Annotated in this window: 18 protein-coding genes; 5 read left to right on the forward strand and 13 right to left on the reverse strand. The window is 69.0% G+C overall.

Annotated elements, in window-relative coordinates:
• Nucleotides 1-8: 8 nt before the first annotated feature.
• From HDA45_RS04410 to HDA45_RS04420, 3 genes are all read right to left on the reverse strand, one after another.
• On the reverse strand, nucleotides 9-2,123 hold the full coding sequence (locus HDA45_RS04410; RefSeq protein WP_184892065.1) for an EAL domain-containing protein: 2,115 nt from the start codon (nucleotides 2,121-2,123) through the stop codon (nucleotides 9-11).
• A 105-nt stretch (nucleotides 2,124-2,228) separates the two neighbouring features.
• Nucleotides 2,229-3,278 (reverse strand): alpha/beta hydrolase, encoded by a 1,050-nt coding sequence (locus tag HDA45_RS04415; protein WP_184892067.1) that lies wholly within the window; start codon nucleotides 3,276-3,278, stop codon nucleotides 2,229-2,231.
• A 76-nt stretch (nucleotides 3,279-3,354) separates the two neighbouring features.
• On the reverse strand, nucleotides 3,355-4,698 hold the full coding sequence (locus tag HDA45_RS04420; protein ID WP_184892069.1) for a cytochrome P450: 1,344 nt from the start codon (nucleotides 4,696-4,698) through the stop codon (nucleotides 3,355-3,357).
• A gap of 172 nt (nucleotides 4,699-4,870) precedes the next feature.
• On the opposite strand from HDA45_RS04420, the gene HDA45_RS04425 reads away from it, so the two are divergent.
• Nucleotides 4,871-5,683 carry an SAM-dependent methyltransferase gene (locus tag HDA45_RS04425; protein WP_184892071.1) on the forward strand — a complete coding sequence of 271 codons (813 nt, stop codon included), beginning with the start codon at nucleotides 4,871-4,873 and terminating at the stop codon, nucleotides 5,681-5,683.
• Nucleotides 5,684-5,692: 9 nt separating this feature from the next.
• On the opposite strand, the gene HDA45_RS04430 is transcribed toward HDA45_RS04425, so the two are convergent.
• Nucleotides 5,693-6,181, reverse strand: a complete 489-nt coding sequence (locus HDA45_RS04430) for a hypothetical protein (RefSeq protein WP_184892073.1) — start codon at nucleotides 6,179-6,181, stop codon at nucleotides 5,693-5,695.
• Between the two features lie 125 nt (nucleotides 6,182-6,306).
• Here HDA45_RS04430 and HDA45_RS04435 point away from each other — a divergent pair, with 125 nt between their 5' ends.
• On the forward strand, nucleotides 6,307-9,006 hold the full coding sequence (locus HDA45_RS04435) for an AfsR/SARP family transcriptional regulator (RefSeq protein WP_184892075.1): 2,700 nt from the start codon (nucleotides 6,307-6,309) through the stop codon (nucleotides 9,004-9,006).
• On the opposite strand, the gene HDA45_RS04440 is transcribed toward HDA45_RS04435, so the two are convergent.
• The 8 genes from HDA45_RS04440 to HDA45_RS04475 form a co-directional block, all read right to left on the reverse strand.
• Nucleotides 8,999-9,808: an alpha/beta fold hydrolase gene (locus HDA45_RS04440; RefSeq protein WP_184892077.1), complete on the reverse strand. Its 810-nt coding sequence runs from the start codon at nucleotides 9,806-9,808 to the stop codon at nucleotides 8,999-9,001. The two genes, HDA45_RS04435 and HDA45_RS04440, sit on opposite strands and share 8 nt — an antisense overlap.
• A gap of 57 nt (nucleotides 9,809-9,865) precedes the next feature.
• Nucleotides 9,866-11,014, reverse strand: coding sequence for an epoxide hydrolase family protein (locus tag HDA45_RS04445; protein ID WP_184892079.1), 1,149 nt, complete (start codon nucleotides 11,012-11,014; stop codon nucleotides 9,866-9,868).
• 91 nt (nucleotides 11,015-11,105) lie between these two features.
• Nucleotides 11,106-13,457 (reverse strand): polysaccharide lyase 8 family protein, encoded by a 2,352-nt coding sequence (locus HDA45_RS04450; protein ID WP_184892081.1) that lies wholly within the window; start codon nucleotides 13,455-13,457, stop codon nucleotides 11,106-11,108.
• Between the two features lie 109 nt (nucleotides 13,458-13,566).
• Nucleotides 13,567-15,024 carry an aldehyde dehydrogenase (NADP(+)) gene (locus tag HDA45_RS04455; RefSeq protein ID WP_184892084.1) on the reverse strand — a complete coding sequence of 486 codons (1,458 nt, stop codon included), beginning with the start codon at nucleotides 15,022-15,024 and terminating at the stop codon, nucleotides 13,567-13,569.
• Nucleotides 15,025-15,039: 15 nt separating this feature from the next.
• Nucleotides 15,040-16,188, reverse strand: a complete 1,149-nt coding sequence (locus tag HDA45_RS04460) for a hypothetical protein (protein WP_184892085.1) — start codon at nucleotides 16,186-16,188, stop codon at nucleotides 15,040-15,042.
• A gap of 4 nt (nucleotides 16,189-16,192) precedes the next feature.
• On the reverse strand, nucleotides 16,193-17,449 hold the full coding sequence (locus HDA45_RS04465; RefSeq protein ID WP_184892087.1) for a glucarate dehydratase family protein: 1,257 nt from the start codon (nucleotides 17,447-17,449) through the stop codon (nucleotides 16,193-16,195).
• Nucleotides 17,450-17,451: 2 nt separating this feature from the next.
• Nucleotides 17,452-18,396, reverse strand: a complete 945-nt coding sequence (locus HDA45_RS04470) for a 5-dehydro-4-deoxyglucarate dehydratase (protein ID WP_184892089.1) — start codon at nucleotides 18,394-18,396, stop codon at nucleotides 17,452-17,454.
• Between the two features lie 46 nt (nucleotides 18,397-18,442).
• Nucleotides 18,443-19,954 (reverse strand): sodium:solute symporter family transporter, encoded by a 1,512-nt coding sequence (locus HDA45_RS04475; RefSeq protein WP_184892091.1) that lies wholly within the window; start codon nucleotides 19,952-19,954, stop codon nucleotides 18,443-18,445.
• A gap of 159 nt (nucleotides 19,955-20,113) precedes the next feature.
• Between HDA45_RS04475 and HDA45_RS04480 the strand changes: the two genes are divergently transcribed.
• Complete coding sequence (locus tag HDA45_RS04480; protein ID WP_184892093.1) at nucleotides 20,114-20,929, forward strand: IclR family transcriptional regulator; 816 nt, start codon at nucleotides 20,114-20,116, stop codon at nucleotides 20,927-20,929.
• Nucleotides 20,930-20,965: 36 nt separating this feature from the next.
• Nucleotides 20,966-21,790: an NAD-dependent epimerase/dehydratase family protein gene (locus tag HDA45_RS04485; RefSeq protein WP_184892095.1), complete on the forward strand. Its 825-nt coding sequence runs from the start codon at nucleotides 20,966-20,968 to the stop codon at nucleotides 21,788-21,790.
• Nucleotides 21,791-21,926: 136 nt separating this feature from the next.
• On the opposite strand, the gene HDA45_RS04490 is transcribed toward HDA45_RS04485, so the two are convergent.
• On the reverse strand, nucleotides 21,927-22,511 hold the full coding sequence (locus HDA45_RS04490; protein ID WP_184892097.1) for a TetR/AcrR family transcriptional regulator: 585 nt from the start codon (nucleotides 22,509-22,511) through the stop codon (nucleotides 21,927-21,929).
• A 79-nt stretch (nucleotides 22,512-22,590) separates the two neighbouring features.
• Here HDA45_RS04490 and HDA45_RS04495 point away from each other — a divergent pair, with 79 nt between their 5' ends.
• Entirely contained in the window at nucleotides 22,591-23,391 is an 801-nt protein-coding gene (locus tag HDA45_RS04495; RefSeq protein WP_184892099.1) for an SDR family NAD(P)-dependent oxidoreductase, read from the forward strand.
• The last annotated feature ends 6 nt before the right edge of the window (nucleotides 23,392-23,397 follow it).

Raw genomic sequence — 23,397 nt, forward strand, 5'->3', positions numbered from 1 at the left:
CAAACGGCCTAACCGAAGTACCGGCCCGCCCCGATGTGGGCACCGACGGACTGCCACCAGCCTGCGTCGCCGGTCGAGTCGATCCCGTCCGCGATCACCGTCGCGCCCGCCATGTTCGCGGTCTCGATCAGGTTCCGCAGCGACCGTTCGGCCAGCGGTTCCGTCCGCCGTTCCGCCAGCCGTGGAGCGATCCGGACCGTCCGCACGGGCACGTCCACGAGACAGACGACGTCACCGGCCACACCGAAGTCCTGCAGTTCGGCGTCCACGCCGATCTCCTCGAGGAGGTGCAGGTTGTCGACGGTCTCCCCGAGGTCGGCGAGCACGGCACCGGCGGGGAAGCCCAGCCGCAGCCGTGACGGCCCCAGACCGGTCGCGGCGAGCACGCTCCGCACCGAGCCGACGAGATCCGGATCCGCGGCCTGGTGCGGGGTGAGTCCCACGACCATCGTGAGCCTGTCGTCCGCCTCCTCGCACGCCGTGCGGATGAGCCATTCGCCGAGCGGCACGATGAGACCGGTCTCGTCGGCGAAGCGGACACAGGTGTCGTGACCGATCCGGCCGTGACGGGGATGGTTCCAGGCGAGTCGCGCCTCGATGCCCGCGGGCCTGCTGTCCGCCAGCCAGGTCAACGGTCGGAAGTTGACCTCGAGTTCGCCGATCTCCCAGGCACCCGCCATGGAGACGGCCAGGCTGAACTCGTGCCGTTCCCTGGTGTCGAGGGCGGAGTCGGACAGTGCCCACTGCCGGTAGCCGTTGGCCTGCGCCCGGCGCAGCGTCATGTCGGAGACGCGCAGCAGTTCGGTCGGCGGCATGTCCCTCGGCGGCCGGTGCACGACCCCGACGCACGCCGACACCGCGACCCCGCTCCCGCCTTCGAGGTAGACCGGTTCGGACAGCTCCTGGTTGATCATGCCGATGACGGTGGCGACGTCCGGGCTGGCGGCGGTGTTCTGGATGAGGATGCCGAACTCGTCGCCGCCGAGCCTGGCGACGAGCGCGTCTTCGCCGCCCACGACGACCCGCAGTTTCGCGGCGACGTTCTTCAGCAGGTCGTCGCTCTGTTTCTGGCCGAGCCCGCCCGCGATCAGGGAGAACCCGTCGAGGTCGAGGTGGAAGACCGTGACGCCGAAGGCCGGGTCGGCGTGCCGCAGCGCCTTCTCGAGGCGGGTGCCGAAGAACTGCCGGTTCGGCAGGCCGGTCAGCGGATCGTGCAGCGCCTGGCGGCTCAGCTGCCGTTGGAGCAGGGAGACGTCGGTGTCGCCGTCGACCAGCGTGATCAACTGCTGGGCCTCGCCCGCCGGATCGCGGATGACCGAACCGGTGAAACCCGCCCACGTCGGCTCTTCGTCGTCTGTCACGAGTCTTCGTGACAGCTCGAGCCGCTGGCTCTCGCCTTCGAGCAGCTTCCGGTAACCCTCGCGCAGGCCTTCGGCGTCTTCCGGGTGGACCAGGTCGTAGAGATTGAGCCCGATCAGATCCGCGACGGGCCGGTTCAGCAGTTCGGCGAACTTCGGGTTCACGCGCTGGACACGGCCGTCCACCCTGGTGACGGCCACCCCGGTCGCCGAACCCGTGAACAACTGCTCGAAGCGCGCCTGCGTGAGCACCAGTTCACGCCGGGTCTCCCGTTCGAGCGTGACCAGCGTGCGGCTCAGATCCTCCTGCTGCGTCTGGATGCTCTCGCGTAAGGCCTCGCCGTAGCCGGACGCGAGCGCGCCGAGCACCTGCAACACCCGTTCGGGGAGCGACTTCACGCTCCGCAACTCCGGTTCGTGCAAGAGCCCCTTGCCGAGTACCTCCATCGTGCGACGCAGGCTGTCCGGCCCGACGCATCTGAGCGCGACGAGCCGCGCGCCGGCCTCGGTGGCCTGCGCGGGCTCGGCGTCGTCGCTGAGCACCGCCGCGAACACCTCGTCGAGCAGCGCGGCGAAATGCTCTTCGATCTGGGCGTGGGTATACGGAAGATACGCCGTGCTGGTGACCAGGTACGCCCACTTGCGCGCGAGCGTGGCCCGGGTCGGCGCGGCATTCTTCCGCTTCGGCGACGCCGAGGATGCAGTTCTCTTCGGGGCGTCCGGCGATACGGAGAACTCATCGCCGTCCGGAAGTGGGGCTGTCACGTCCGCCGGTCCTGGGGTCGTTTTCGTATTCCGTGGTGGAGAAACATCCTCCACGATTCTCTGGCCATACTCACGGTTTACCGGTCACCCAATCGGGTGGTAACCCTACGGTACTGCAACACCGACCTTGTCCCTCAGCCATTCGCGGGTGGCGTCCCGATACTGGGACGCGTTGCGATGTAACGCCAGCGAATGTCCGGCACCGGGCAGAACATACGTGGAAAGTTCGGCTTCGGGCCGGTAGTACGGAGCTTCCGCCGGACGCAGCGTCTCTCCGCTCGAGCAGTTCCGGAGCGCGAACAGGCCGCAGAACAGGATGTCCTTACCCCCGACAGCCTGGAAAACCGGAACCCTGATCGCTTTCGTCGCGGGCAGCACGATGCCGAACACGGCGACCGTTCCCATTCCCGGGACCGAAACCTGGTCCTTGGTCGCTTCATCGGCCTCGATGACGCCCGGGTCGGTATTTTCCGTCGCGTAGAACAGTCCGGCGCGCGCCCCCGGTTTGGTCGTGAAATAGAGCGGATCGCTGCCGAGTGAACCGAGCCGGTCGTCCGCGAAAGCGGGCTGCAGGCCGAAAAGCACACCGAGGGTCAGCGCGGGCACCGACGGCAGATGCGTCATACCGGTGAGGATGACGCCGTCCACGTCCTGATACGTCGCCGCCTCGGCCGCGACGATGCCCGAACCGACCGAATGCCCGACGATCACGACCTTCCCGAACGGCGTGCCGCCGACCCGTCCCGCGCGCAGGTGGCCGATCACTTCGTGCATCGAGCGCGCCAGCACCGGCAGCAGGAGCGGGAGGCTGAACGGTTTGCTGCTCCCGCCCGACCCGAGCTGATCCGCGGCGAACGTCGCGTAGCCGTGCTTGGCCATGTCGCGCTGGTACGAGTAGCGATCCGGGTCGTAGGGCAGGTCCCAGTAGGCGCTGTTGTAGGTGCCGCCGTGCACCAGTAGCTGGACCGCCTCCGGCGTCGGACCGTCCGGCAGGCAGAACCGGCCGTGCACCGTGGCCGGTTCCCCGAGCGGGCCGGTGACCGGCAGATCCAGGTCGGAACAGCGGATCTCGACGGCCGCGGCCGGGGCGGCGACCAGGAAGCCACCGAGGAGCGCGCAGCAGGCGGCCACCGCCGTGGCCAGTTTGAGCGGCATTCTCACAGAATCCTCTCCGGAATCGGAACGCTCGGAAGGAGCACGAACCCTACACCTGGTAGTCGGACGCTCACCGTCAGCCCGAGGTTCGCGGCAGCACGGTCATCGGCAACCGGTTCGGCTGCATCGTCGCTTTGATCTTGGGAAAGACCTTCACCCCCGGTACCGGTTCCAGCCGCCACCGGGCGCCGATCGTCGCCGCCACCAAGGCGATTTCCGTGGGAGCGAACTGGTGGCCCGGGCACAACCGGGGGCCGGCGCCGAACGGGATGAACGCGCCCTTCGGCACCTCGGCCGCCCGCTCCGGCTCCCAGCGGTCCGGGTCGAACCGCCCGGGTTCGGGGAACCAGCGGGGATCGCGGTGCAGCGTGTGCTGGCTGACCGCGACCTCGGTACCGGCGGGAAGGCGCACCCCGCCGAGTTCGACGTCCTCCCGCGCGCGCCGCATCAGGATCACCGGCGGGGTCCGGCGGACGACCTCGTTGATGATCCGCTGCGTGTAGACCAGGCGTGGCAGGTGTTCGAACCGCGCGGGGCCGCCGTCCAGCACCTCGTCGACCTCGGCGTGGAACCTGCGCTCGACGTCCGGCCGCTGTCCGATCTCGTGGAAGAACCACGCCAGCGCGACGGCGGTGGTCTCGGCGCCGGTGGTGAGGATCGTGATGACCTCGTCCTCCACCTGCCGGTCGGTCATCGTCTCGCCGGTCTCGTCGTCCTTGGCCAGCAACAACATCGACAGCAGATCCCCCTGATCGCCGCCCTTCTCGCGCGCCTTGAGGACCGCGTCGCCGATGACCCGCCTGAGCCGCGCGGCCGCGGCGTCGAACTCGCGGTTCGCCGGGATCGGCAGCCGCTCCACGAACTTCGGGGAGAACGCCCGGACCATGACGTACTTCAGCATGATCGGGATCGACCGCTGGATTTCGGCGAGCGCGTCGTCGCCGAGTTCGGTGGAGAACAGCGTGCGCCCGGAGATGGTCAGCGCGAGATCCTGCATCCGCCGGTCGAATTCGACCACCTCGCCCGGTTTCCACGAGTCGGCAAGGTCTACAGCGATCTTCGTCATCGTCGTCTCGGCGTAGAGTTCGATACGGCTTCGCTGGAAGGCGGGCAACATCATCCGCCGTTGCCGCTGGTTGAAGGCACCGTTGGAAGTCGCGAGACCGTCGCCGAACAACGGCCGCATTTTGTCGAACACGATTCCTTTGTCGAACTTCCCCGCTTCGACGGCGAGCAGCCGCCAAGCCAGTTCCGGGGTCGTGACCAGGTAGACCGGCATCGGGCCGAAGTCGAGGCGGACGACGTCGCCGTGCGATCGCAGTGACGACAGCAGTTTCAGCGGGTCGCGGAGCATCGGCACGGTGTGCCCCAACAGGGGCCATCGGCCCGGTGCGACAGCGACCTCCGGAGTTGGTGCCATCGTGCTCGTCTCCCGGTGCCTCGGCGCTGAACCCGGTCACCTTAGGACCGCCGGGCGGCGAACGGGGTTCCACCGCCGCACATCCACACGATCGGACGATGGCAACCCGGCCGCGGGTGCCCGCTAGACTCCTGTGCCCCAACGGTTTCCCAACGGAACGGCGGCGACGACGGTGACTTCGAACCTGAGCTGGGTACCCCCCGAGGTCGACACGACGGTGCCGAATCCCGCCCGGGTCTACGACTACTGGCTCAACGGCGACCACAACTTCCAGGCCGACCGTGACCTGGGCGAACAGATCCTGAAGATCATGCCGGGGATCCGCGACGCGGCCCGGCTCAACCGCGCCTTCCTGCGGCGGGCCGCGCTGCACATGGTGGAAGCGGGTGTGCGGCAGTTCCTCGACATCGGCTCCGGTATCCCGACCGTCGGGAACCTCCACGAGATCGTCCAGCAGATCGACCCGTCCTGCCGGGTGGTCTACGTCGACCGCGAATCGGTCGCCGTCGCGCACGCCAAACTGCTGCTGCGCGGCAACGACCGGTGCGCGGCGATCCAGGCCGACCTCCGCGACGCCAACGACATCCTCGACGCCCCCGAGACCAGGGAACTGCTGGACCTCGACCAGCCGATCGGGCTGTTCATGTTGCTGCTGCTGCATTTCGTGCCGGACTCCTGGGAGCCGAACGCGATCTTGGCCCGCTACCGGGACCGGATCGCCCCCGGCAGTTTCCTCGCCATCTCGCACGTCGCGGCCGACGCGGACTCCAGCGGCCTCGACGAGGCCATCGAGGCGTACAAGAGCACCCAGAACGACCCCATCCCCCGGACCCACGACGAGGTGGAGGCGTTCTTCACCGGATTCGACCTCATCGAACCCGGTGTCGTCGGCTGCGCGATGTGGAACCCCCAAGGGGCGGGCGACATGTCGAACGACCCGGAGATCAATTCACTCCCGTACGCGGGCGTGGGCCGCAAGCCGTAGGGGTACTCCTCAGGGCAGGACGTCGGTCACGGTGTCCTTGATGACCTGCCACCTACCGTGCTCGCGGACCAGCGTCAGGCTGATCGTGTAGTGCCTGTCGATGTTCTGCGACGGCGCCTTGTAGTAGGCGTCGAGGATCGCGAAGCCCATCGCGCAGTTCTCGACGACGGTGTGGGTCACCGTCCACGGCATGCTGTACTCGTACGGGAGCTTGAACTGCACGTCGACCACCGGCTGCACGTTGGCGTCGTAGCCGATGAACAGCTGCCCCTTGCGCCCCACGGTGACCATGTTCCGGTGGATGATCGCCCGGTAGCGGGCCTCGTCGCGTTTGTTGTAGCTGTCCATGTCCTCCCAGACGGCCCGGTCGAACGAGCGCTGGCAGGCCTGCCGCTCGCTCTCGGCCTTCTGCTCGCCCGCGGCCGCCGCGGCGGGCACACCGATTCCCGCCGCCGCCACGACCACACCGGCCAACGCCGCGTAATACCGCTTGCGCATGGGATTCTCCTCATCACGTCCTGTGTTCCGTCCACCAGCAGGTTCACCGGACGGCGCATCACAGCTGCATCACTTCCGCACCGGCGCGAGCGCGCGGCCGGTTAACCTCCCGGGAGGGGGTGCCGATGGAGTTTCGGATTCTGGGGCCCGTGCAGTGCCGGATCGGCGCACGGCCGCTGAAACTGGCAGGCGCACGGCAAGAGCGGATCCTGGCCGCGTTGCTGCTCGGCGCCGATCGCGTCGTCTCGGTTTCGCGGCTGGTGGACGTCGTCTGGGACGAGGAGCCACCCGCGACGGCCACCCGCCAGATCCGCAACCTCACCACCGCGCTGAAACGCGCCCTCGTCGCCGCGGGTGCCGAGGAAGACGTCCTGACCGCCGAAGGACCCGGTTTCGTCCTGCGCCCGCGCGCTTTCGACCTTCGTTCGTTCGAAGAGCACGTCTCGCGCGGCGAGTTCCGCGAGGCGCTCGAGTGCTGGCACGGACCGGCTCTGTCCGGTGTGGACAGTATCGCTCTACGCGGGGAAGCCGACGAGCTCGACGAACGACGTCTGTCCGTTGTGGAGCGTTGCCTCGACGAGGACATCGCCGCCGGCGAGGATTCCGTCGCGGAACTGACGGCACTGGTCGCCGAACACCCGCTCCGGGAGCCGTTCGCCGGACTGCTCATGCGCGCGCTGCACCAGCAGGGCAGGCAGGCCGACGCGCTGAACGTCTACCGGGCAGCGCGGTCGCGATTGGTGGACGAACTCGGGATCGACCCCGGCCCGAAGTTGCGCGAACTCTACGAGCGGATCCTCCGCGACGAGCCGGAATACGGCAAGGCTCGTTGCTTTCTCCCTTACGACGTCCCGGATTTCACCGGCCGGGAGGAGGAGATCCGCCGTCTCCTCGACGCCGTCAGGCTCGGCCGCCCGGTGGCTGTCGACGGGATGGCGGGCGTCGGCAAGACCTCGCTCGCCGTCCACGCCGCGCATCGGCTCGCCGCAGATTTCCCCGACGGGCAACTGTTCGTGGATCTGCACGGCCATTCCCCCGCCCGCGAACCGCTCCCGCCCGAGACCGCGCTCGAAGCCCTGCTCGGGCAGCTGGACATCCCGGCGAGCCGCCTCCCCGGCGGCGTGGACCGGCGAGCCGAGCTGTGGCGGACGAGGACGGCGGGCCGGTCGCTGCTCGTGGTACTCGACAACGCCGCGGACGCCGAGCAGGTGCGACCGCTTCTTCCCGGTTCGGCCACGGTCGCCCTCGTGGTCACCGGCAGGCGGCGGCTGGCGGCCGTCGACGGTGCCGCGTCGATCAGTCTCGAAGTCCTGCCGGACGAACAGGCGGGCGCCCTGTTCGCGGCGGCGTCGGGGAGACCGGACTCGGGGGTGGCCACGTTGTGCGGGAACCTGCCGCTGGCGATCCGGATCGCGGCCGCCCGGCTACAGAATCGTCCACAGTGGACCGTGGAGACGCTCGCCGAACGGCTGGGCTCCGAACACGACAGGCTGGCCGAGCTGAAAGTCGCCGGACGTGACGTGGCGGCGGCGTTCGCGCTGTCCTATCGGGAACTCGACGCCGGGCGACAACGGATGTTCCGGCTGCTGGGCCGGAACCCCGGCGCCGACATCGGCGTGCCCGCGGCCGCCGCGCTGGCCGGAATCGGCGAACGCGAAGCCGAGAGCCTGCTGGAAGATCTGCTCGACGCGCATCTGCTCAGACAGCCTTCACTGGGCCGGTACTCGTTCCACGACCTGATCGCCGAACACGCCCGCACCTTGTCGGTCGACAAGGAATCGGTTCCCGCGGTGAGCAGGCTGCTCGATCACTACCGCGACGGCGTCGGCTCGGGCTGGTACGAGACGGAACGGGCCAACCTGGTCGCGGTGACCCGCCACGCCCTCGGCACCGGTCACGAAGACCACGCCTGGCGGATCGCCGCGGCCACCGCGGAACACCTCCGGGAGAGCGGGCACCTCGACGAACTGCTCGCCGTGGCGGGCACCGGTGTCACCGCTGCCCGCCGGACCGGCGACGCGCACGCGATCCAGCTGAGCCTGGCGAGCCTCACCCTGGCGTTGTGGGAGAACGGGCGGCTCACCGAGGGAATGGACTGCGCACTGGAGCGGTTGGCCGTCGTGCGTGCGTCCGGCGACCGCGCGGCCGAGGCGATCGCGCTGTCCAGAGTGGGCGCTCTGCACGGCATGCTCGGCCGCTACCCCGAAGCGATCCGGTTCTACCGCGACGGCCTCGCCGTCGCGGACGAGACCGCCTGCCTCGATGCCGCCGCCACGCTCTGGACCAACCTCAGCAACGCGCAGGAGGTCCTCGGCAGGCTGGACGACGCGCTGGCCGCCGCCCGGCGGTCGGTGGAGCTGCGCGAAGAACCTCGCGGCATGATCCTGAGCTCGGCCCAGCTCGGCCTGGTCCTCGCCCGGCTCGGCCGGTTCGAGGAGGCTTTCGAGGTCATCGGAGGCTCGACCACAGCCTCGCGGGATCTCGGGTATCCGTTCGGCGAGGCGTGGAGCCGGATCGACCACGCCGACGCGCTGTTGCTCGCCGATCGGCCGGGCGACGCGCGCGAGCAGGCCGAGCGTGCGTGCGAGATCCTCACCCGGCTCAACCATCCGCTGCTGCTGGCCATGGCGGCCAACAGCCTCGGCACCGCCTGCCGCGCGCTCGGCGAGACGTCGGCGGGGCTCAGGCAGCATCGCCTCGCGCTCGAAACGGCGAGACGGATCGGCTACCGGTTGCAGGAAGCCCGCGCGCTGGCCGGGATCGGACAGCCCGACGCGGCGCGCGACCACTACGCCGCGATGGGCCTGCTGGAAGTCGTCACCTGAGGAACTCGGTGAGCAGGCCGCGCAGAACGTCCGGCTGCTGGAGGACGCCGTGGTCCTGACCCTCGACGCTGACATACCGGGCACCGGGGACGGCATCGGCGACAGCGCGGGCGGCGGCCCTCATCCAGGCGTCGCTCTCCCCGCCGTCCATGACCAGCGTCGGCACCGCGACCTTGGCCAGCTTGTCGGCGGGAAAGACGTTGCCGGGGCCGCAAAGGGCCAGATCGTAGGGCAGCGTGTGGGCGAGGCCGGTGAACCAAGCCCAAAAAGGGTCGTCCCGCATGCCCTTGACGACCTCGGCCGGCGTGGCCGTCCCCTCGACCAGGAAGAGTTCCGCCGCGCCGTCACGGTCACCGGCGGCGACCAGCGCGCGGACGCGGTCGAAGAGGTCGGTCGCGGGCCTCGGACGGCTGTCGTCGACGACGAACGGCGGCTCGTACACGGCGAGGCTGGTCATGGCGACGCCCCTGGCGGCGGCCTCCAGCCCCAGCACCGCTCCCGACGAGTGCCCGAAGACCGCGGCCGTACCGCCCACGTGGTCGATCAGCGTGGCGAGGTCCTCGACCTCGCGTTCCACCGAATAGACCGCGCCCGCGCCACTGTCGCCCCGCCCGCGCCGGTCGTAAGCGACCACGGCGAAGTTCGGGGCCAGTGTCGAAGCCAGGCCGGCGACGGTCGTCCGGTCGTTGAACGCGCCGCCGACCAGGATCACCGGCGCGCCTTCCCCCGCGCGCTCGAAGGCGATCGGGGTGCCGTCGGCCGAGGTCACGGTCTCGAACGAGGTGGTCATCAGGTCCTCCATGGGGTCACTTGACTTTAGCTTCGTCCCAGGGTCGGAGCCGACGACCACCTCTCGACATCACCGCCGGAGATTTCCGAAGAACTCCCGGAGTTCGGCGACCACGTCGTCCGGGACGGCCATCGCCACCATGTGGCTGGGGCTTTCGTGATCCGCCCAGCGCACGACGTCGTTCTTGCGCGAGGCGATCTTGCGCAGGACCGACGGCCCGCCGTGCGAAACGCCGGTCGGCACCACGGTCTGGTCGATCGGCATCGCGGCCGCGCCTTCGTAGTACGGCCACAGCGAAGAGCCGCCGGTCGCGGTCAGCCAGTACAGCGTCGCGTTGGTGAGCAGGAGATCGCGGTCGATCGGCTCGACGGGAACGGTGCCCTCCGGCCAGCCGTCGAACTCCTTGAACCGTTCGACCAGGTAGGCCAGCTGCGCTACCGGCGAATCGAGGAAGCCGAAACTCAGCGTCTGCGGCCTGTTCGTCAGATACGGCGCATACCCGCTGCCGCCCGCGAAGCGCTCCATCAGACCCGTCAGATCGGCCTGGTCCTGCTCGGTGAGCCCTTCGAAATCGGCCGGATCGCCCATCGGCACGCCGAGCCCGGACGTGATGTGGGAACCGATGACGTGCTCAGGCGCGTGCACGGCCAGGCAGGGCGTCACCAACGCGCCGGCGTCGTTCCCGTGTGCGCCATAGCGTTCATAGCCGAGACGGCTCATCAACTCGGCCCAGGTCCGCGCCACCCTCGCGATGTCCCACGGCCGCTCGTCGGCCGGTTCCGGGAACGACGAGAAACCGAAGCCGGGCAACGACGGCGCGACGACGTGGAACGCCGTCGAGGGGTCGAGGCCATGCGCACGGGGATCGGTGAGCGGTCCCAGCACGTTCAGGAACTCGGCGACCGAGTTCGGCCAGCTGTGCGTCATGATCAGCGGGATCGCGTCCGGTTCCGGCGAGCGGACGTGGAGGAAGTGCACACGCTGGCCGTCGATCTCGGTGACGTACTGCGGAAACTCGTTGAGCTGCTTCTCCCACGCGCGCCAGTCGTAGCCGTCCCGCCAGTACTCGGCCAGCTCCTCGAGGTACGAGACAGGCACTCCCCGGCTCCACTCGGCTCCGGGCAGCGCCGACGGCCAGCGGGTGCGGCCCAGCCTGTCGGTCAGGTCGTCCAGATCGGACTGCGGGATGTCGATACGGAACTGCTCGATGTCGGTCATGAGGTGGACCGTACGAGCCATTCAGGCCAGATCCTGACCTAAACGAACATGTCTTGGTCGCGGGTGTCGCCCGACACCCGCGACCAGTCGACTAAACGCGGACGACCTGCGTAGCGCCGAAGGTGCCCTTCACCGGCACCTCGAAGGTCTTGCGCCGCACCGTCACCTTGATGACGTCCTGCCGCTGCGTCGGGTCCGAAACGGCCAGCTGCCAGCCGTTGTTCCCCCGTCCCAGCGCCACCGACGCCGGACCGGACACCGACACCTCGTCGACCGACCCGGCGGCGAAGAAGTTCGCGAGCAGCGTCGCGTCCCACAGCCGGACGGCCTGCACGGTCGCGGTGTTGGACCGCACGCGCCACGCCCAGGCCGTCGCGATCGTCTCCAACACCGACGCGGTGGGCAGGACGGCGTACGCGTAGCTCGCGCCCGAAGGCTTGGCGCCGTGCTCGATCACCAGCTTCTGATAGCGCCGGGTGTACGGCACCGTGGTGCCCTTGGTGTTGGCGCCCTTGTCGACGTCGCGCCAGCTCCCCGTCCGGTCCTCGCGCAGCGCTGTCACGTCCGCGTCGTCGAGCAGGATGTATCCGCCGACCTTCTCCAGATGCAGCCATCGCTTGCGCCGCAACGATTCCGTGTCGCCGACCAGGCGACCGTCGGCCAGCAGGACACCCGAACCGTTCTCGCCGAGGTTGCGGTTCTCGATCGTGGTGCGGATCCGCTCACCGGAGGTGTCGGTGATCCCGGCGCCGAGGCAGACCACCCCCGAAGGCGTGAAGAACCACGACTTCTTCGCGGTCAGCGTGCCGTCCTGCGAGACGAAGTCGAGCGCGTGCGCGCCATGGCGCGCGTCCCAGCGGACACCGCCGCTGTGGTCCTTGCTCGTCAGCGGCACCTGCTCCAGGGCCGGAGTCGCGCCGGTCTTGGTGGTCGTGCCGGGCAGCAACAGCGGGTCGACGGTCGGCCAGTAGGCGTCGGTGAAGTGTCCTTTGGCCTTGGGCAGGAACAGGTACAGCGAACCGTCGCCGGTGTACCAGCCGTGCAGGTTCATCGAGTTGACCGACTCGTAGCGCGAGATCCGCGTGGAGGCGACACCGAGCGAAGCCGACCAGCCTTCGGTGACGTGCACCATCCGGTCCTGCTGACCGAAAACGCGGTGCGTCGCGACCGTGGGTGTCGGCCGGATCTTCGTCGCCAGCAACTCCTGCGCGAACTCGATACCGGGGATGCCGACGAGGTCGGGGCCCGGCGCGAACCGTTCGGGGTCGGGGATCTTCAGGTACGGCGCGAACGTGTCCTCGGTGATCCACTTCGCGGCGAGCCCGCCGAGTTCCTCCTTGCGTTTCCCGCTCGCCGACCGCGCCAGCAGCACGACAGCGCCGGTGAGCTGATGTCCGATGTCGTGCGCGGATTCCCCTTGCCGGGAGAGAAAGCGGCCGCGGACCGACTCCATCAGCGCGCCCGCGTAGACGAACGGCGCGAACGTGTCGGACACCAGGCCGTACGCCGCCTCGCGCACCTCGGCCGCCAGTTCGAACTCCGTGCCCTTGGTGACATGGATGGCGGACGCGACGGCGGTGAGCAGGACGATCCCGTAGTGCCCGGGGTACGGCACCGAATCGTGCTGGATGAAGGAGCCGTCGGTGTGGAAGCCGTCACCCGCCGCGCGGTGGAGTTTGGCGATGACACTCGCCACTCCCCCGCCTTCGACGTCGGTGAACGCCCCGACGCCGCGGGTGATCCGCTCGGTGTCGCCGAGCATCGCGCCGGAGACGATGGAGATCGTCGACTTGTCCGCGCGGTTGGCGCCCGTCTCGACGACGCTCGGGTTGTTCGTGCGGAGGTTCGGGTTGCCGGAGAACTTCAGCACCGGCTTCAGGTACTTGGCGAGTTCGTCCTGGGTCAGCTCGTCCGCGACCGTCGACAGGATGTGCAGCAGGTAGAGCGGAATGCCGATCTCGTAGGTGTACCAGTTACCGATCTCGGCGGTCTTCTCACTGTACTGATCGCTGGTGTACAACAGTTCCAGCGCCGCCTTGATCCGGCCGAGCACAGCCGCGTCGCCCGCCAGCGCACCGCCCGGGGTGCCCCAGTTGACCGCGATCGCGCGAAGCCGCGCGTACATCGACGTCGTGAACTCGCTACCCGGCCCGAGCGGGAGATCCTTCCACAGTGGACCGCCGCCGGACGTCATGCTGTCGTAGTAGGACTTCGCGACCCTGTCCAGATTCGCCAGCGCGGCCGCGCGTTCCGCCGACGGCCGGTTGATCCCGGTCTGCAGTTCGCGGTAGCCGGTGACGATGGCGGACGTACCCGACGGCACCGGAGACGCGGGCTGGGCTGACGAAGGGCTCGCGAGAGCGGTCGTGAGCGCCACCGAAGCGGCCGCGGCCGCGCCTCCACGCAACGCCGTTCTCCTGTCCACGTAACCGAATCCGGGCATGACAGAGCCTCCCAAGGGGGTCGAAAGACGGTAACTGGGGCGGCGGCGTGTGATGATGACTCGTGAGTGGCAAGGACGGTTCCCGCCATCCTTGCCACTCACGAGGTTTCTAGCGTTTCCCGTCGGTCCTGCGGGGCAGGCTCCACGGGTTGTTCTCCTGCAACGGTTCCGGCAGCAGCGCGTCGGGGAAGCCCTGCCAGGCGATCGGCCGGAGGAACCGCTCGATCGCCGCGGTGCCGACCGAAGTGCTGGTCGGCGCGGTGGTCGCCGGGTAGGGACCACCGTGTTCCTGCGCCCAGGTGACCGTGACGCCGGTCGGCCAGTCGTTCCACAGCAGACGGCCGGCGACGCGCGTCAGCGACGGGAGCACCGGGCGGATCCAGTCCACATCGGACTCTTCACCCTGGATGGTCGCGGTGAGCCCGGGTTCCATCACGCCGAGCAGGCTGATCAGCTCGTCCTGATCGGCGTAGGTGACGATCAGCGAGGCCGGGCCGAAGCACTCCTCGCGGACCGTGTCGCCGTCGGCCAGGAAGGCCTTGGCGGTGGTGGCGAGCAGGGTCGCGCCGTGCGAGATCCCTTCCGCGCCACCGGACTCCGACAACACCTCGACGCCCGCGACCTCACTCAGCTTCGCCAGCCCGTCGGCGAAACCGGCCGCGATGCGCTCGTTGAGCATCGGCTGCGCCGGGATGGCCGAAACGGCCTCGCGCAGCGTGTCCTCGAGCCCGTGGCCCTCCGGCAGGAACAGCAGCCCCGGCTTGGTGCAGAACTGCCCAGCGCCGAGGGTGAACGAACCCGCGTACGCCTTGGCGATCGCCTCGCCGCGCGCGTCGATCGCGGTCTGGGTCACGACGACGGGGTTGACGCTGCCGAGTTCGCCGTAGAACGGGATCGGCGACGGCCGCGAGGTCGCGATGTCGAACAGCGCGCGCCCACCCGGCACGGAACCGGTGAAGGACGCCGCCTGGATCCGCGGGTCCTTCAGCGCGGTCACGCCGTTTTGCTGGCCGAAGACGACCGCGAAGATTCCTTCCGGCGCACCGGCCTTGACCAGCGCCTCCCGCAGGACCTCACCGGTGCGGGCGGACAGCTCCGGATGGCCGGAGTGCGCCTTGAGCACGACCGGGCACCCGGCGGCGAGCGCCGAAGCGGTGTCACCGCCCGCGACACTGAACGCGAACGGGAAGTTGCTGGCGGCGAACACCAGCACGGGTCCGATCGGGGTGAGCAGCCGCCGGATGTCCGGACGCGGCCCCATCGGCCACGCGGCGTCCGCGTGATCGACGGTCGCGCCGAGGAACGAACCGTCGGCCAGCACCTCGCCGAACAGGCGCAGCTGGAACGTCGTGCGCTTCAGTTCCCCCTGCAGACGCGGGGAGGCCGGGAGGTGCGTCTCCTGGTTGGCCAGCGCGATCAGCTCGTCGGCGGACGCGTCGAGGGCGTCCGCGGCCGCGTTCAGCCACTCGGCCCGCTGGGCTGGGGTCGCGGCCGCCGCCGTGCCTGCCGCAGCGGCGGCGGCCGCGAGGATCTGTTCGAGCGTGGCGGGTTCCGTTGCCTGGCTCATGTGGTTCTCTTTCTCCTAAACGAGTTCTTGTGCGGCGCTGACGGCGGCGATGAGGTCCGCCCAGCGCCCCGGGCCGGCGAGGCCGAGGTGGTACAGGTGCAATTCGGTGGCGCCGGCTTTGCCGAGCTCGAGGGTGTAGGCCTCGATGTCGGGAACCGGACTCGCCGCCACCGCGGTGATGTAGCTGCCGACGGCGACCTTCTGCGGCAGCTTCGCCCGCGCCGTCCCGACGGCGCCCACGCTGGGGCGGCCGGGTGCCCAGTTCTGCAGGACCACCGCGTCGACGTCGTCGGGCACCGACGGCGTCAGCCCGGGCAGCGCGCCGGTGACCCACGGGTCCATCGCGCCGTGCAGCACGATCCGGATCCCCGACGGGATCTTCGCGAGCACTTCACGCCGAAGCGCGTCCGTCGCCTTCTGCCGCGTGTCGAGCAGGACCTGCCGCAGGGTGGGCAGGATCTTGTCCTCGGTGGCGCGGAGGTCACCGCTGTCGATCAGCCGCCGGACCTCGGCACGCAGCTTGCCCAGCGCCTTCGCCGGATCCTTGCCCGCCTCGGCCCAGGAGTCGAGGCACGCGTCGCAGCAGCAGACCGACAGCAGCCGCGCCACCGCGGGCGACCAGACGCCGTCGGTCTTCTCGTGCTGGTGCTGGTGGATGGCGCCGAGCGGGCCGCACGCCTCGAGGATGACCGAGGCGAAATCGAGCCCCGCGAGGCTTTCCGCGGTCACGTTCGCCGCGTACTCGCGGACCGCCTGCTGGCCGGGGCACAGCGCCCACGGGTACCGCTCGCCGAAGCAGTTGCGCACGGTGAAGTCCGGGAACTCCGTGCCCAGCTGCGAGTTGTGCGTCAGCACGATCCACGCCGCGGCCGGGATACCCGCCTCGTTCAGCAGCCGGACGGCGTCGCCCGCGCTGTCGCGGCTCTCCACCCAATCCGGTTCGGCGGGCTTCAGCTCACCCCAGGCCTCGTCGCGCACCGGCCGGTACAGCGCCGCGTGGCGCGCGACGACCGAGGTGCGCTCGGGCGACCAGGGCGTCGCCGCGCGGGCGCTGTGGTACGACACGGCGACGGCGACCTCGTCGACGCCGAGTTCCCGTACGCGCTCGACGAACCCGGGATCGTCGACGACGTCCCAGGGGTAGGCGTATCCGGTGACCTTCACCCCGTCACCACCGTGCCGTGTTCGGTTCGAAGTTTCCGACGAACTTCCGCATATAGGTCACGTCATCCCGTTTGGTCTGTCCACTTCGGACATAGTCTTCATGGGCCCGTGCCAGCGCGTCGGGGTCGAGTTCGACCCCCAGCCCCGGCTTGTCGGGCACCGCGACCGCACCGTCGACGAACTCCAGCGCACCCGGGGCGATGACGTCGGCCGTCTTCCACGGCCAGTGGGTGTCGCAGGCGTAGGTCAGGTGCGGCGTCGCCGCGGCCACGTGCACCATAGCGGCCAGACTGATCCCGAGATGACTGTTCGAATGCATGGAAAGCCCCACGTCGAAGCATTCCGCCGTGGTGGAGAGGGCTTGCGTGTCCCGCAGGCCACCCCAGTAATGATGGTCCGAAAGTATTACGCCGACCGCTCGCTGCCGGAAGGCGGGCTCGATGTCCGCGAAGCGCACGACGCACATGTTCGTGGCCAGCGGCATGTTCGCCTTCTCGGCGACCCTGGCCATGCCCTCAATGCCCGGAGTCGGGTCCTCGAGGTACTCCAGGACACCGTCGAGCTCCTCGGCCACCCGGATCCCGGTTTCGGGAGTCCAGGCAGCGTTCGGGTCGATGCGGAGCGGGTGGTCCGGGAACGCCTCGGCGAGCGCGCGGATGCCGTCCATCTCCTGGTCGGGGTCGAAGGCACCGCCCTTGAGCTTGATGGAGCGGAAGCCGTACTCCTCGACCATCCGCCGCGCCTCGCCGACGAGCGCCTCCGGCGTGGTCACCTCGCCCCACGAGTCCTCCTCGGCGCCGATGTGGGCACCGAACTTGTAGAACAGGTAGGCGGAGAAGTCGACGGCGTCGCGCGCCTTGCCGCCGAGCAGGTCCACCACCGGCCTGCCGAGGTAGTGACCCTGGGCGTCGAGCGCGGCGACCTCGAACAGCGAGTACACGCTGGCGACCGTCTTGCTGACGGAGAATCCGCCGGTGAGCCCGTGAGCGTCGGCGAAGACGACCTCGCCCAGCGTGGTGGCGACCTTCCGACGGAGGCCGGGCAGGTCGAACACGTCCTGTCCCTTGAGTTCCGGCAGCACCTTGCGAACCTGCTCGAGAAACGCGAGGTCACCGTAGGACTCACCGAGGCCGACCACACCGTCCTCGCAGATCAGCTGGACGACACCGCGCAGCGCGAAGGGCTCGTGCACGCCCATCGCGTTGAGCAGCGGCGGGTCGGCGAAGGCGACCGGGGTCAGGACGACGTCGAGAACCTTCATCTTCAGGCACCGGTCCCGACGGACTTGAGGACGGCGAATCCGTCGTCGACGATCTTCTCCAGCCGCGCGATCTGGTCCGCCGTCGGCTCGACCAGCGGCGGCCGGACCGAGCCGACCTTGTCGCCACGCAGCCGCGCGGCGGCCTTGACCAGCGACACGGCGAAGCCCTGTCCCTCGTCGCGCAACGCCACCAGCGGCAGGTAGAACCCGGCGAGCAGCGCCTCCATGACGGCGTCGTCGTTCTCCGCGAGCGCGCGGTGGAACCGGGCCGCGATCTCGGGGGCGAAACAGTGCACGGCCGAGGAGTACCGCGCCACGCCGACCGCCGCGTAGGCGCGCGCGGAGACTTCCGCGGTGGGAAGACCGTTGAAGAACAGGAACTCCCGGGCCCGGTCGGTGTCGACCGACCGGATCGTGGTGATGATCCGGCTCATCAGCTCGACGTCGCCGAAGCCGTCCTTGAGACCGACCACCGACGGGATGTCGAGCAGCTCCACGGCCGAGTTCGGGGTGAACACGCCGGTGGAACGGTGGTACACGATCACCGGGATCGACGAATCCCCGACGGCGTACCGGACGTGGTCGACCAGCCCGGACGGCGGACCGGTCACCAGGTAGGGCGGCAGGAGGAGGACGCCGTCCGCGCCGCCCGCCTCCGCCGCCGCGATCCCGGCACGGGCCGACGCGGCACCGCCGCCCGCCCCGACCCACACGGGCACACGCCCGGAAACGACCTCACGAGCCTTACGCAGGATCGCTGCGTGCTCTTCCGGGGACAGCGAGCTGAATTCGCCCGTACCGCAGGCGACGAACAGCGCGCCGGCTCCGGCGGCCACATGGCTCTCGACGTTTTCCGCGAACGCGTCGAGGTTGAGTTCCAGTCCCTCGGTGAAGGGGGTCAGGGGGAACGCCAGTAGGCCGTCGAGTTCGATCTTGGGCTGTGCCATGGATTTCTCTTTCGTTCTTTGTGGATGGTCCCGGGTACGGGCCCGGTCAGGCGGGCACGGTGGTGCCGTCCTGCGACTTGCTGGATGTGACGTCGTCGTCACGGTCGATCGTGTCGATGATCTCGTCGGTGGTGGCCTTGCGCTCGGGCATGAGGTAGCCGAGCCCGATGAACAGCGCCAGCGAGACCAAAATCGGGGTGGACACGGTGACCGCGAGAGTGGCGTTGTAGCCGTAGTAAGCGATCGCGTAAGCGAGCAGACCGCCCGCCCAGGAGATCAGCGCCGCGCGGGAACCGGATCGGCGGAACGCGGGCAGCATCCCCAGCAGCAGCGGTACCGAGATCGGGCCCATCAGCGCCGCGACCCAGAGCACCACGATACCCAGCACACCACCGAGTTTCTCGGCCTGTGTGGCCACCGCCATGGTGAGCACGACGAAGACCACCGTCGAGATCCGCGCCGCGAGCAGCCCCTGGGAATCGGTGAAGTTGCGGGCCTTCTTCCACAGCACCGGCATCATGTCGCGGGTGATGACCGCGGAGATCGCGTTGGCGTCGGAGGAGACCATCGCCATGGTGTGCGAGAAGATCCCGGCCAGCACCAGCCCGACCAGACCCGGCGGGAGGAACGTCGTGGTCATGATCGCGTAGGCGTTGTTGGGGTTCGAGATGTTCGGGATGAGCAGCGGGGCGGCGAACATCGGGAACATCATCACCAGCGGCCACACCAGGTACAGGATCGAGGAGAGCCGTGCGCCGCGACGGGCTTCGTAGGTGTTCGGCGCGGCCATGTAGCGCTGCGCCAGGTTCCACATACCGCCGTTGTACTCCAGCGTCTTCACCAGCACGTAGACGAGCAACACCACGGTGGTGAACTTCGACGTGGTCGGGTTCAGGTGAGCGGGCGGGAGGTCGCCCCATACGGTCCACAGTCCGGAGACGCCGCCGAGCTTGTCCAGCACGACCCACAGCATCACGATCGCCGCGATGGCCTGGATGACGAACTGGCCGAAGTCGGTGAGCGCGTCGGCCCAGAGACCGCCGACGGTGCAGTAGATCAGCGTGATCGTGCCGGTGATGATGATGCCCCAGGTGTAGGGCACGCCCGCGAAGACGTTGAGGATCGTCGCGACCGCGAACCACTTGGCCGCGATGTCGAAGATCTTCAGGAGGCTGCCGCTCCAGGCCAGGGCCTGCTGGGTGGGCACGTTGAAGCGTTTCGCCAGGTACTCGAGCGGCGAGGCGACACCGAGTTTCGAGCGCAGGCGGTTCCACCGCGAGGCGAACAGCCAGCTGCCGATGCCGACGCCGATCCCGATGCTGGCCATGCCCCAGAAGTAGACGGTGATGCCGTCCGTGTAGGCGACGCCCGCGTACGCGACGAAGAGAACCGCGCTGTAGCCGGACATGTGGTGGGAAATACCGGCCAGCCACCACGGCATCTTCCCGCCGGCGGTGAAGAAGTCACTGACCGTGTTGACCCGGCTGTGCGACCACAGTCCGATCACCACCATCAGCACGAAATACGCGGACACCATGATCCAGTCCAGCAAATGCACCGCTGACTCCTTTCCGCGTCCACGACGATGCGGTCCAGCCCGACCTGTTCACATCCATGAACGGAGTCTGTTATAGTGATTATGTTCATCCATAAGAACGCTGTTCGGGACGCTAATATGGCCGGAGTCACAAGTCAACGGCCGGATGGAGGAGCACGGATGCCGCAGCAGGAAGCCGCTGTCACCGTGGCGAACGGCGCGTCCGGCGCGCCCGAACCCGCCGGGGTGAAATCGGCACGGCGGGCCATCGACCTCATCGAGACCTTCGCCGCGAATGACGTCTGGCTCTCCCTGTCGGATCTCCACGCGCGGACCGGTTTCCCCAGGTCGAGCCTGCACGGACTGCTCCGCACCCTGCTCGAAGCCGGCTGGCTGGAGGTGGACACCAACACCGCCCGCTACCGGCTCGGCGTCCGCGCGCTGATCTGCGGCACGGCCTATCTGGACCGCGACCCGGTCGTCCCGTACGCGACCGAGGCGTTGGAGCGGATCCGGGAGAAGACCGGGTTCACCGCGCACTTCGCGCGCCGTGAGGGCACCGACGTCGTCTACCTGGAGACGCGCGAATCACGGCACTCGACACACCTCGTGTCGCGCGTCGGGCGCACCCTGCCCACCCACGCCACCGCGCTGGGGAAGGCGTTGCTCGCCGAACTGACGCACGACGAGATCAGCGAACTCCTGACCGGAGAGCTGTCCGCGCTGACCCCGAACACCATCACCTCGGCCGAAGCCCTGCACGCCGAATGCGCGAAGACCCGCGAACGCGGCTATGCGGCGGAAATCGAGGAAGGCAGCCTCGGCGTCCGGTGCGTCGCGGCCGTGATCCCGTACCGCATCCCCGGCACGGACGCGATCAGCTGCTCCATGCCGGTCACCGAAGTCACCGACGCCGACGCCCAGCGCGTCGGTGAGCTCCTCGCCGAAATCACCGCGGAACTCGGCCAGCAACTGCGCCGCGCCGGCATCCGCTGATCCTTCCCGTTCTTCCTTTACCGACAAGGGGTTCCCATGGCAGACCAGCGCGTCCTGATCACCGGCTCGGCGGGCATCGTCGGCACCCTGATGCGGCCGCGGCTGCGCCGTTCCGGCCGGGTGCTGCGCCTGCTCGACCTGGCAGCGCAGCCCGAAGCCTCGGGTGGCGAGGACGTCGAGCTGATCACCGCGTCGGTGACCGACCCGGAGGCGATGGCGAAGGCGTGTACCGGCGTCGACGCGGTGATCCACTTGGGCGGGCACAGCCGCGAGAACTCGTGGGAAGCCACGCTCGACGTCAACATCAACGGCACCCACACCGTCCTCGAAGCCGCGCGGGCGGCCGGCGTGCCGCGTGTGATCCTGGCTTCCAGCAACCACTCCGTCGGCTTCCGCCGCAACGACGAGGCGGGTGAAACCGGCCTCCCCGCCGACTCCACGCCTCGTCCCGACACCTACTACGGCGTCAGCAAGGCGGCCATCGAATCGCTCGGCAGCCTGTACCACTCACGGTTCGGCATGGACGTGATCGTCATCCGGATCGGCTCGTGCTTCGAAGATCCGCTCGTCCTCGGCCCGCGCGGCCTGACCACCTGGCTCTCCCCCGACGACGGCGCCCGTCTGTTCGAGGCCTGCCTGAGCTACCCCTCCCCCGGCTACCGGCTGATCTGGGGCGTCTCCGACAACACCCGCCGGATCTACTCGCTCGCCGAAGCCGAGGAACTGGGCTACAAATCGCTCGACAACGCCGAGACCTACGCCGATCAGCTGGCGGACAGGCCGGCGCCGACCGGGGCGGCGGCGGAGTACGTCGGCGGACCGTTCTGCACCGCTCCGCTGGGGGCCTACAACCCGCTCTGAGCCGGCCGGGACTCGCGTGCTCAGAGACCGCACTCGCGTGATCGGACCCGGAACTCGCGTGACTGGACGCCGCACTCAAGTGTTCCGCCCGTGATCACGCGAGTTCCGTCCCTGATCACGCGAGTTCCGGGTCCAGTCACGTGAGTTCCGGGTCGGGCTCGACGATCGCGGTGAGGACGCGGGTGATCTGGGCCGTCAGCTGGTCAGGATCGGCTTCACGCAGTGCGGGCGTGCCGATGATCCGGCGCATCAGCCAAGTGCCCGCCAGTAAGGCCAATCCCAGCTCGGCACGTTGCCCGGCGTGATCGCCGCGCAGAGCGTCGGCGAACCGGGCGCCGACGTTCTCGAGGATCCCCTCCCGCATGATCTCCGCCGCCCTCGGATTGGCCGCCGACTTGAGCATCAGCTCGAACGGGCCGAGATGCTCGGCCTCCGGGGCAGTGCGGTCGACGAGCGCGCGGGCGGTCCGGGCGGCGAGGTCGGCCGGTTCGGTCGGGACCATCGTGGGCTGCGCAAAGGAAACGGCGACGACCTCGGTGAACAACGCTTCCTTGGAGCCGAAGTAGCGGTTGATCAGGATCGCCGTCACGCCCGCCGCGGCCGCGATCTCACGGAGGCCGACGCCGTCGTATCCGTGGCGGGTGAACGCCGTGATCGCCGAGTCGAGAATGGCCTGCCGGGTCGCGGCCGCGTTGCGGGCGCGGGGTGTGGTGCGGCTCATGCGGCTAAGTCTACAGGTGGATACATAACCGAGCGTAGTATACAGCTGCAGACATAGCGCCGACCCGGAAGGATTTCTCATGGATCTACAGCTCAAGGGCCGTCGAGCCTTGATCACGGGCTCGACGGCCGGCCTCGGGGAAACCACCGCCCGCCTGCTCGCCGCCGAAGGCGCCGAGGTCGTGATCCACGGTCGCGACGCCGGGCGCGCACAGGCTGTCGCCGACTCGATCGCCGAAGACGGCGGAAAGGCGGCCGTCGCGATCGGAGACCTCGGCACCGACGCCGGCGCGGATCAAACCGCCGAGCACGCGCTCGCCGGCGGCGCCGTCGACATCCTGGTCAACAACGCCGGCGCCTACGAACACCTGGACTGGGACGAGGCCACCGCCGACGTCTGGCTGCACACCTACAACGTCAACGTCGTCTCCGGCGTGCGGATGATCCAGCGGCTCGTCCCCGCCATGCGCGAGCGCGACTACGGACGAGTCGTCACCATCGGGGGCGGTCTGGGCACCCAGCCGTTCAACAGCCATCCGCACTACAACGCGTCACTGGCCGCCCGGCACAACCTGGCGGTCTCACTGGCCCGCGACCTGGCGGGCACACGCGTGACCTCCAATGTCGTCGCGCCTGGCGCGATCCTCGTCCCCGCCGTCCAGGACTTCCTGACAGCGCTGGCGCCGGAGCGCGGCTGGGGCCAGACCTGGGAGGAGATCGAGTACAACTCGGTCCGCGAGATCGTGCCCAACGACCGGGTCCGCTACGGCAGGCCCGAGGAGATCGCCGGTGCCGTCGCGTACCTCTGCGGCCCGTACGCCGAGTACATCAGCGGCGCGACGATCCGCGTCGACGGCGGAACCGTCCGCAGCGCCTTCTGACGTCTC

It is taken from the genome of Amycolatopsis umgeniensis, from assembly GCF_014205155.1.
Lineage (GTDB): Bacteria > Actinomycetota > Actinomycetes > Mycobacteriales > Pseudonocardiaceae > Amycolatopsis > Amycolatopsis umgeniensis.

Coding starts and splice junctions, on each gene's coding strand:
- HDA45_RS04455 (WP_184892084.1), bottom strand. CDS start 15,024: ATGAGCCAGGCAACGGAACCCGCCACGCTCGAACAGATCCTCGCGGCC.
- HDA45_RS04415 (WP_184892067.1), bottom strand. CDS start 3,278: ATGCCGCTCAAACTGGCCACGGCGGTGGCCGCCTGCTGCGCGCTCCTC.
- HDA45_RS04470 (WP_184892089.1), bottom strand. CDS start 18,396: ATGGCACAGCCCAAGATCGAACTCGACGGCCTACTGGCGTTCCCCCTG.
- HDA45_RS04430 (WP_184892073.1), bottom strand. CDS start 6,181: ATGCGCAAGCGGTATTACGCGGCGTTGGCCGGTGTGGTCGTGGCGGCG.
- HDA45_RS04435 (WP_184892075.1), top strand. CDS start 6,307: ATGGAGTTTCGGATTCTGGGGCCCGTGCAGTGCCGGATCGGCGCACGG.
- HDA45_RS04445 (WP_184892079.1), bottom strand. CDS start 11,014: ATGACCGACATCGAGCAGTTCCGTATCGACATCCCGCAGTCCGATCTG.
- HDA45_RS04480 (WP_184892093.1), top strand. CDS start 20,114: ATGCCGCAGCAGGAAGCCGCTGTCACCGTGGCGAACGGCGCGTCCGGC.
- HDA45_RS04465 (WP_184892087.1), bottom strand. CDS start 17,449: ATGAAGGTTCTCGACGTCGTCCTGACCCCGGTCGCCTTCGCCGACCCG.
- HDA45_RS04440 (WP_184892077.1), bottom strand. CDS start 9,808: ATGGAGGACCTGATGACCACCTCGTTCGAGACCGTGACCTCGGCCGAC.
- HDA45_RS04450 (WP_184892081.1), bottom strand. CDS start 13,457: ATGCCCGGATTCGGTTACGTGGACAGGAGAACGGCGTTGCGTGGAGGC.
- HDA45_RS04490 (WP_184892097.1), bottom strand. CDS start 22,511: ATGAGCCGCACCACACCCCGCGCCCGCAACGCGGCCGCGACCCGGCAG.
- HDA45_RS04420 (WP_184892069.1), bottom strand. CDS start 4,698: ATGGCACCAACTCCGGAGGTCGCTGTCGCACCGGGCCGATGGCCCCTG.
- HDA45_RS04495 (WP_184892099.1), top strand. CDS start 22,591: ATGGATCTACAGCTCAAGGGCCGTCGAGCCTTGATCACGGGCTCGACG.
- HDA45_RS04485 (WP_184892095.1), top strand. CDS start 20,966: ATGGCAGACCAGCGCGTCCTGATCACCGGCTCGGCGGGCATCGTCGGC.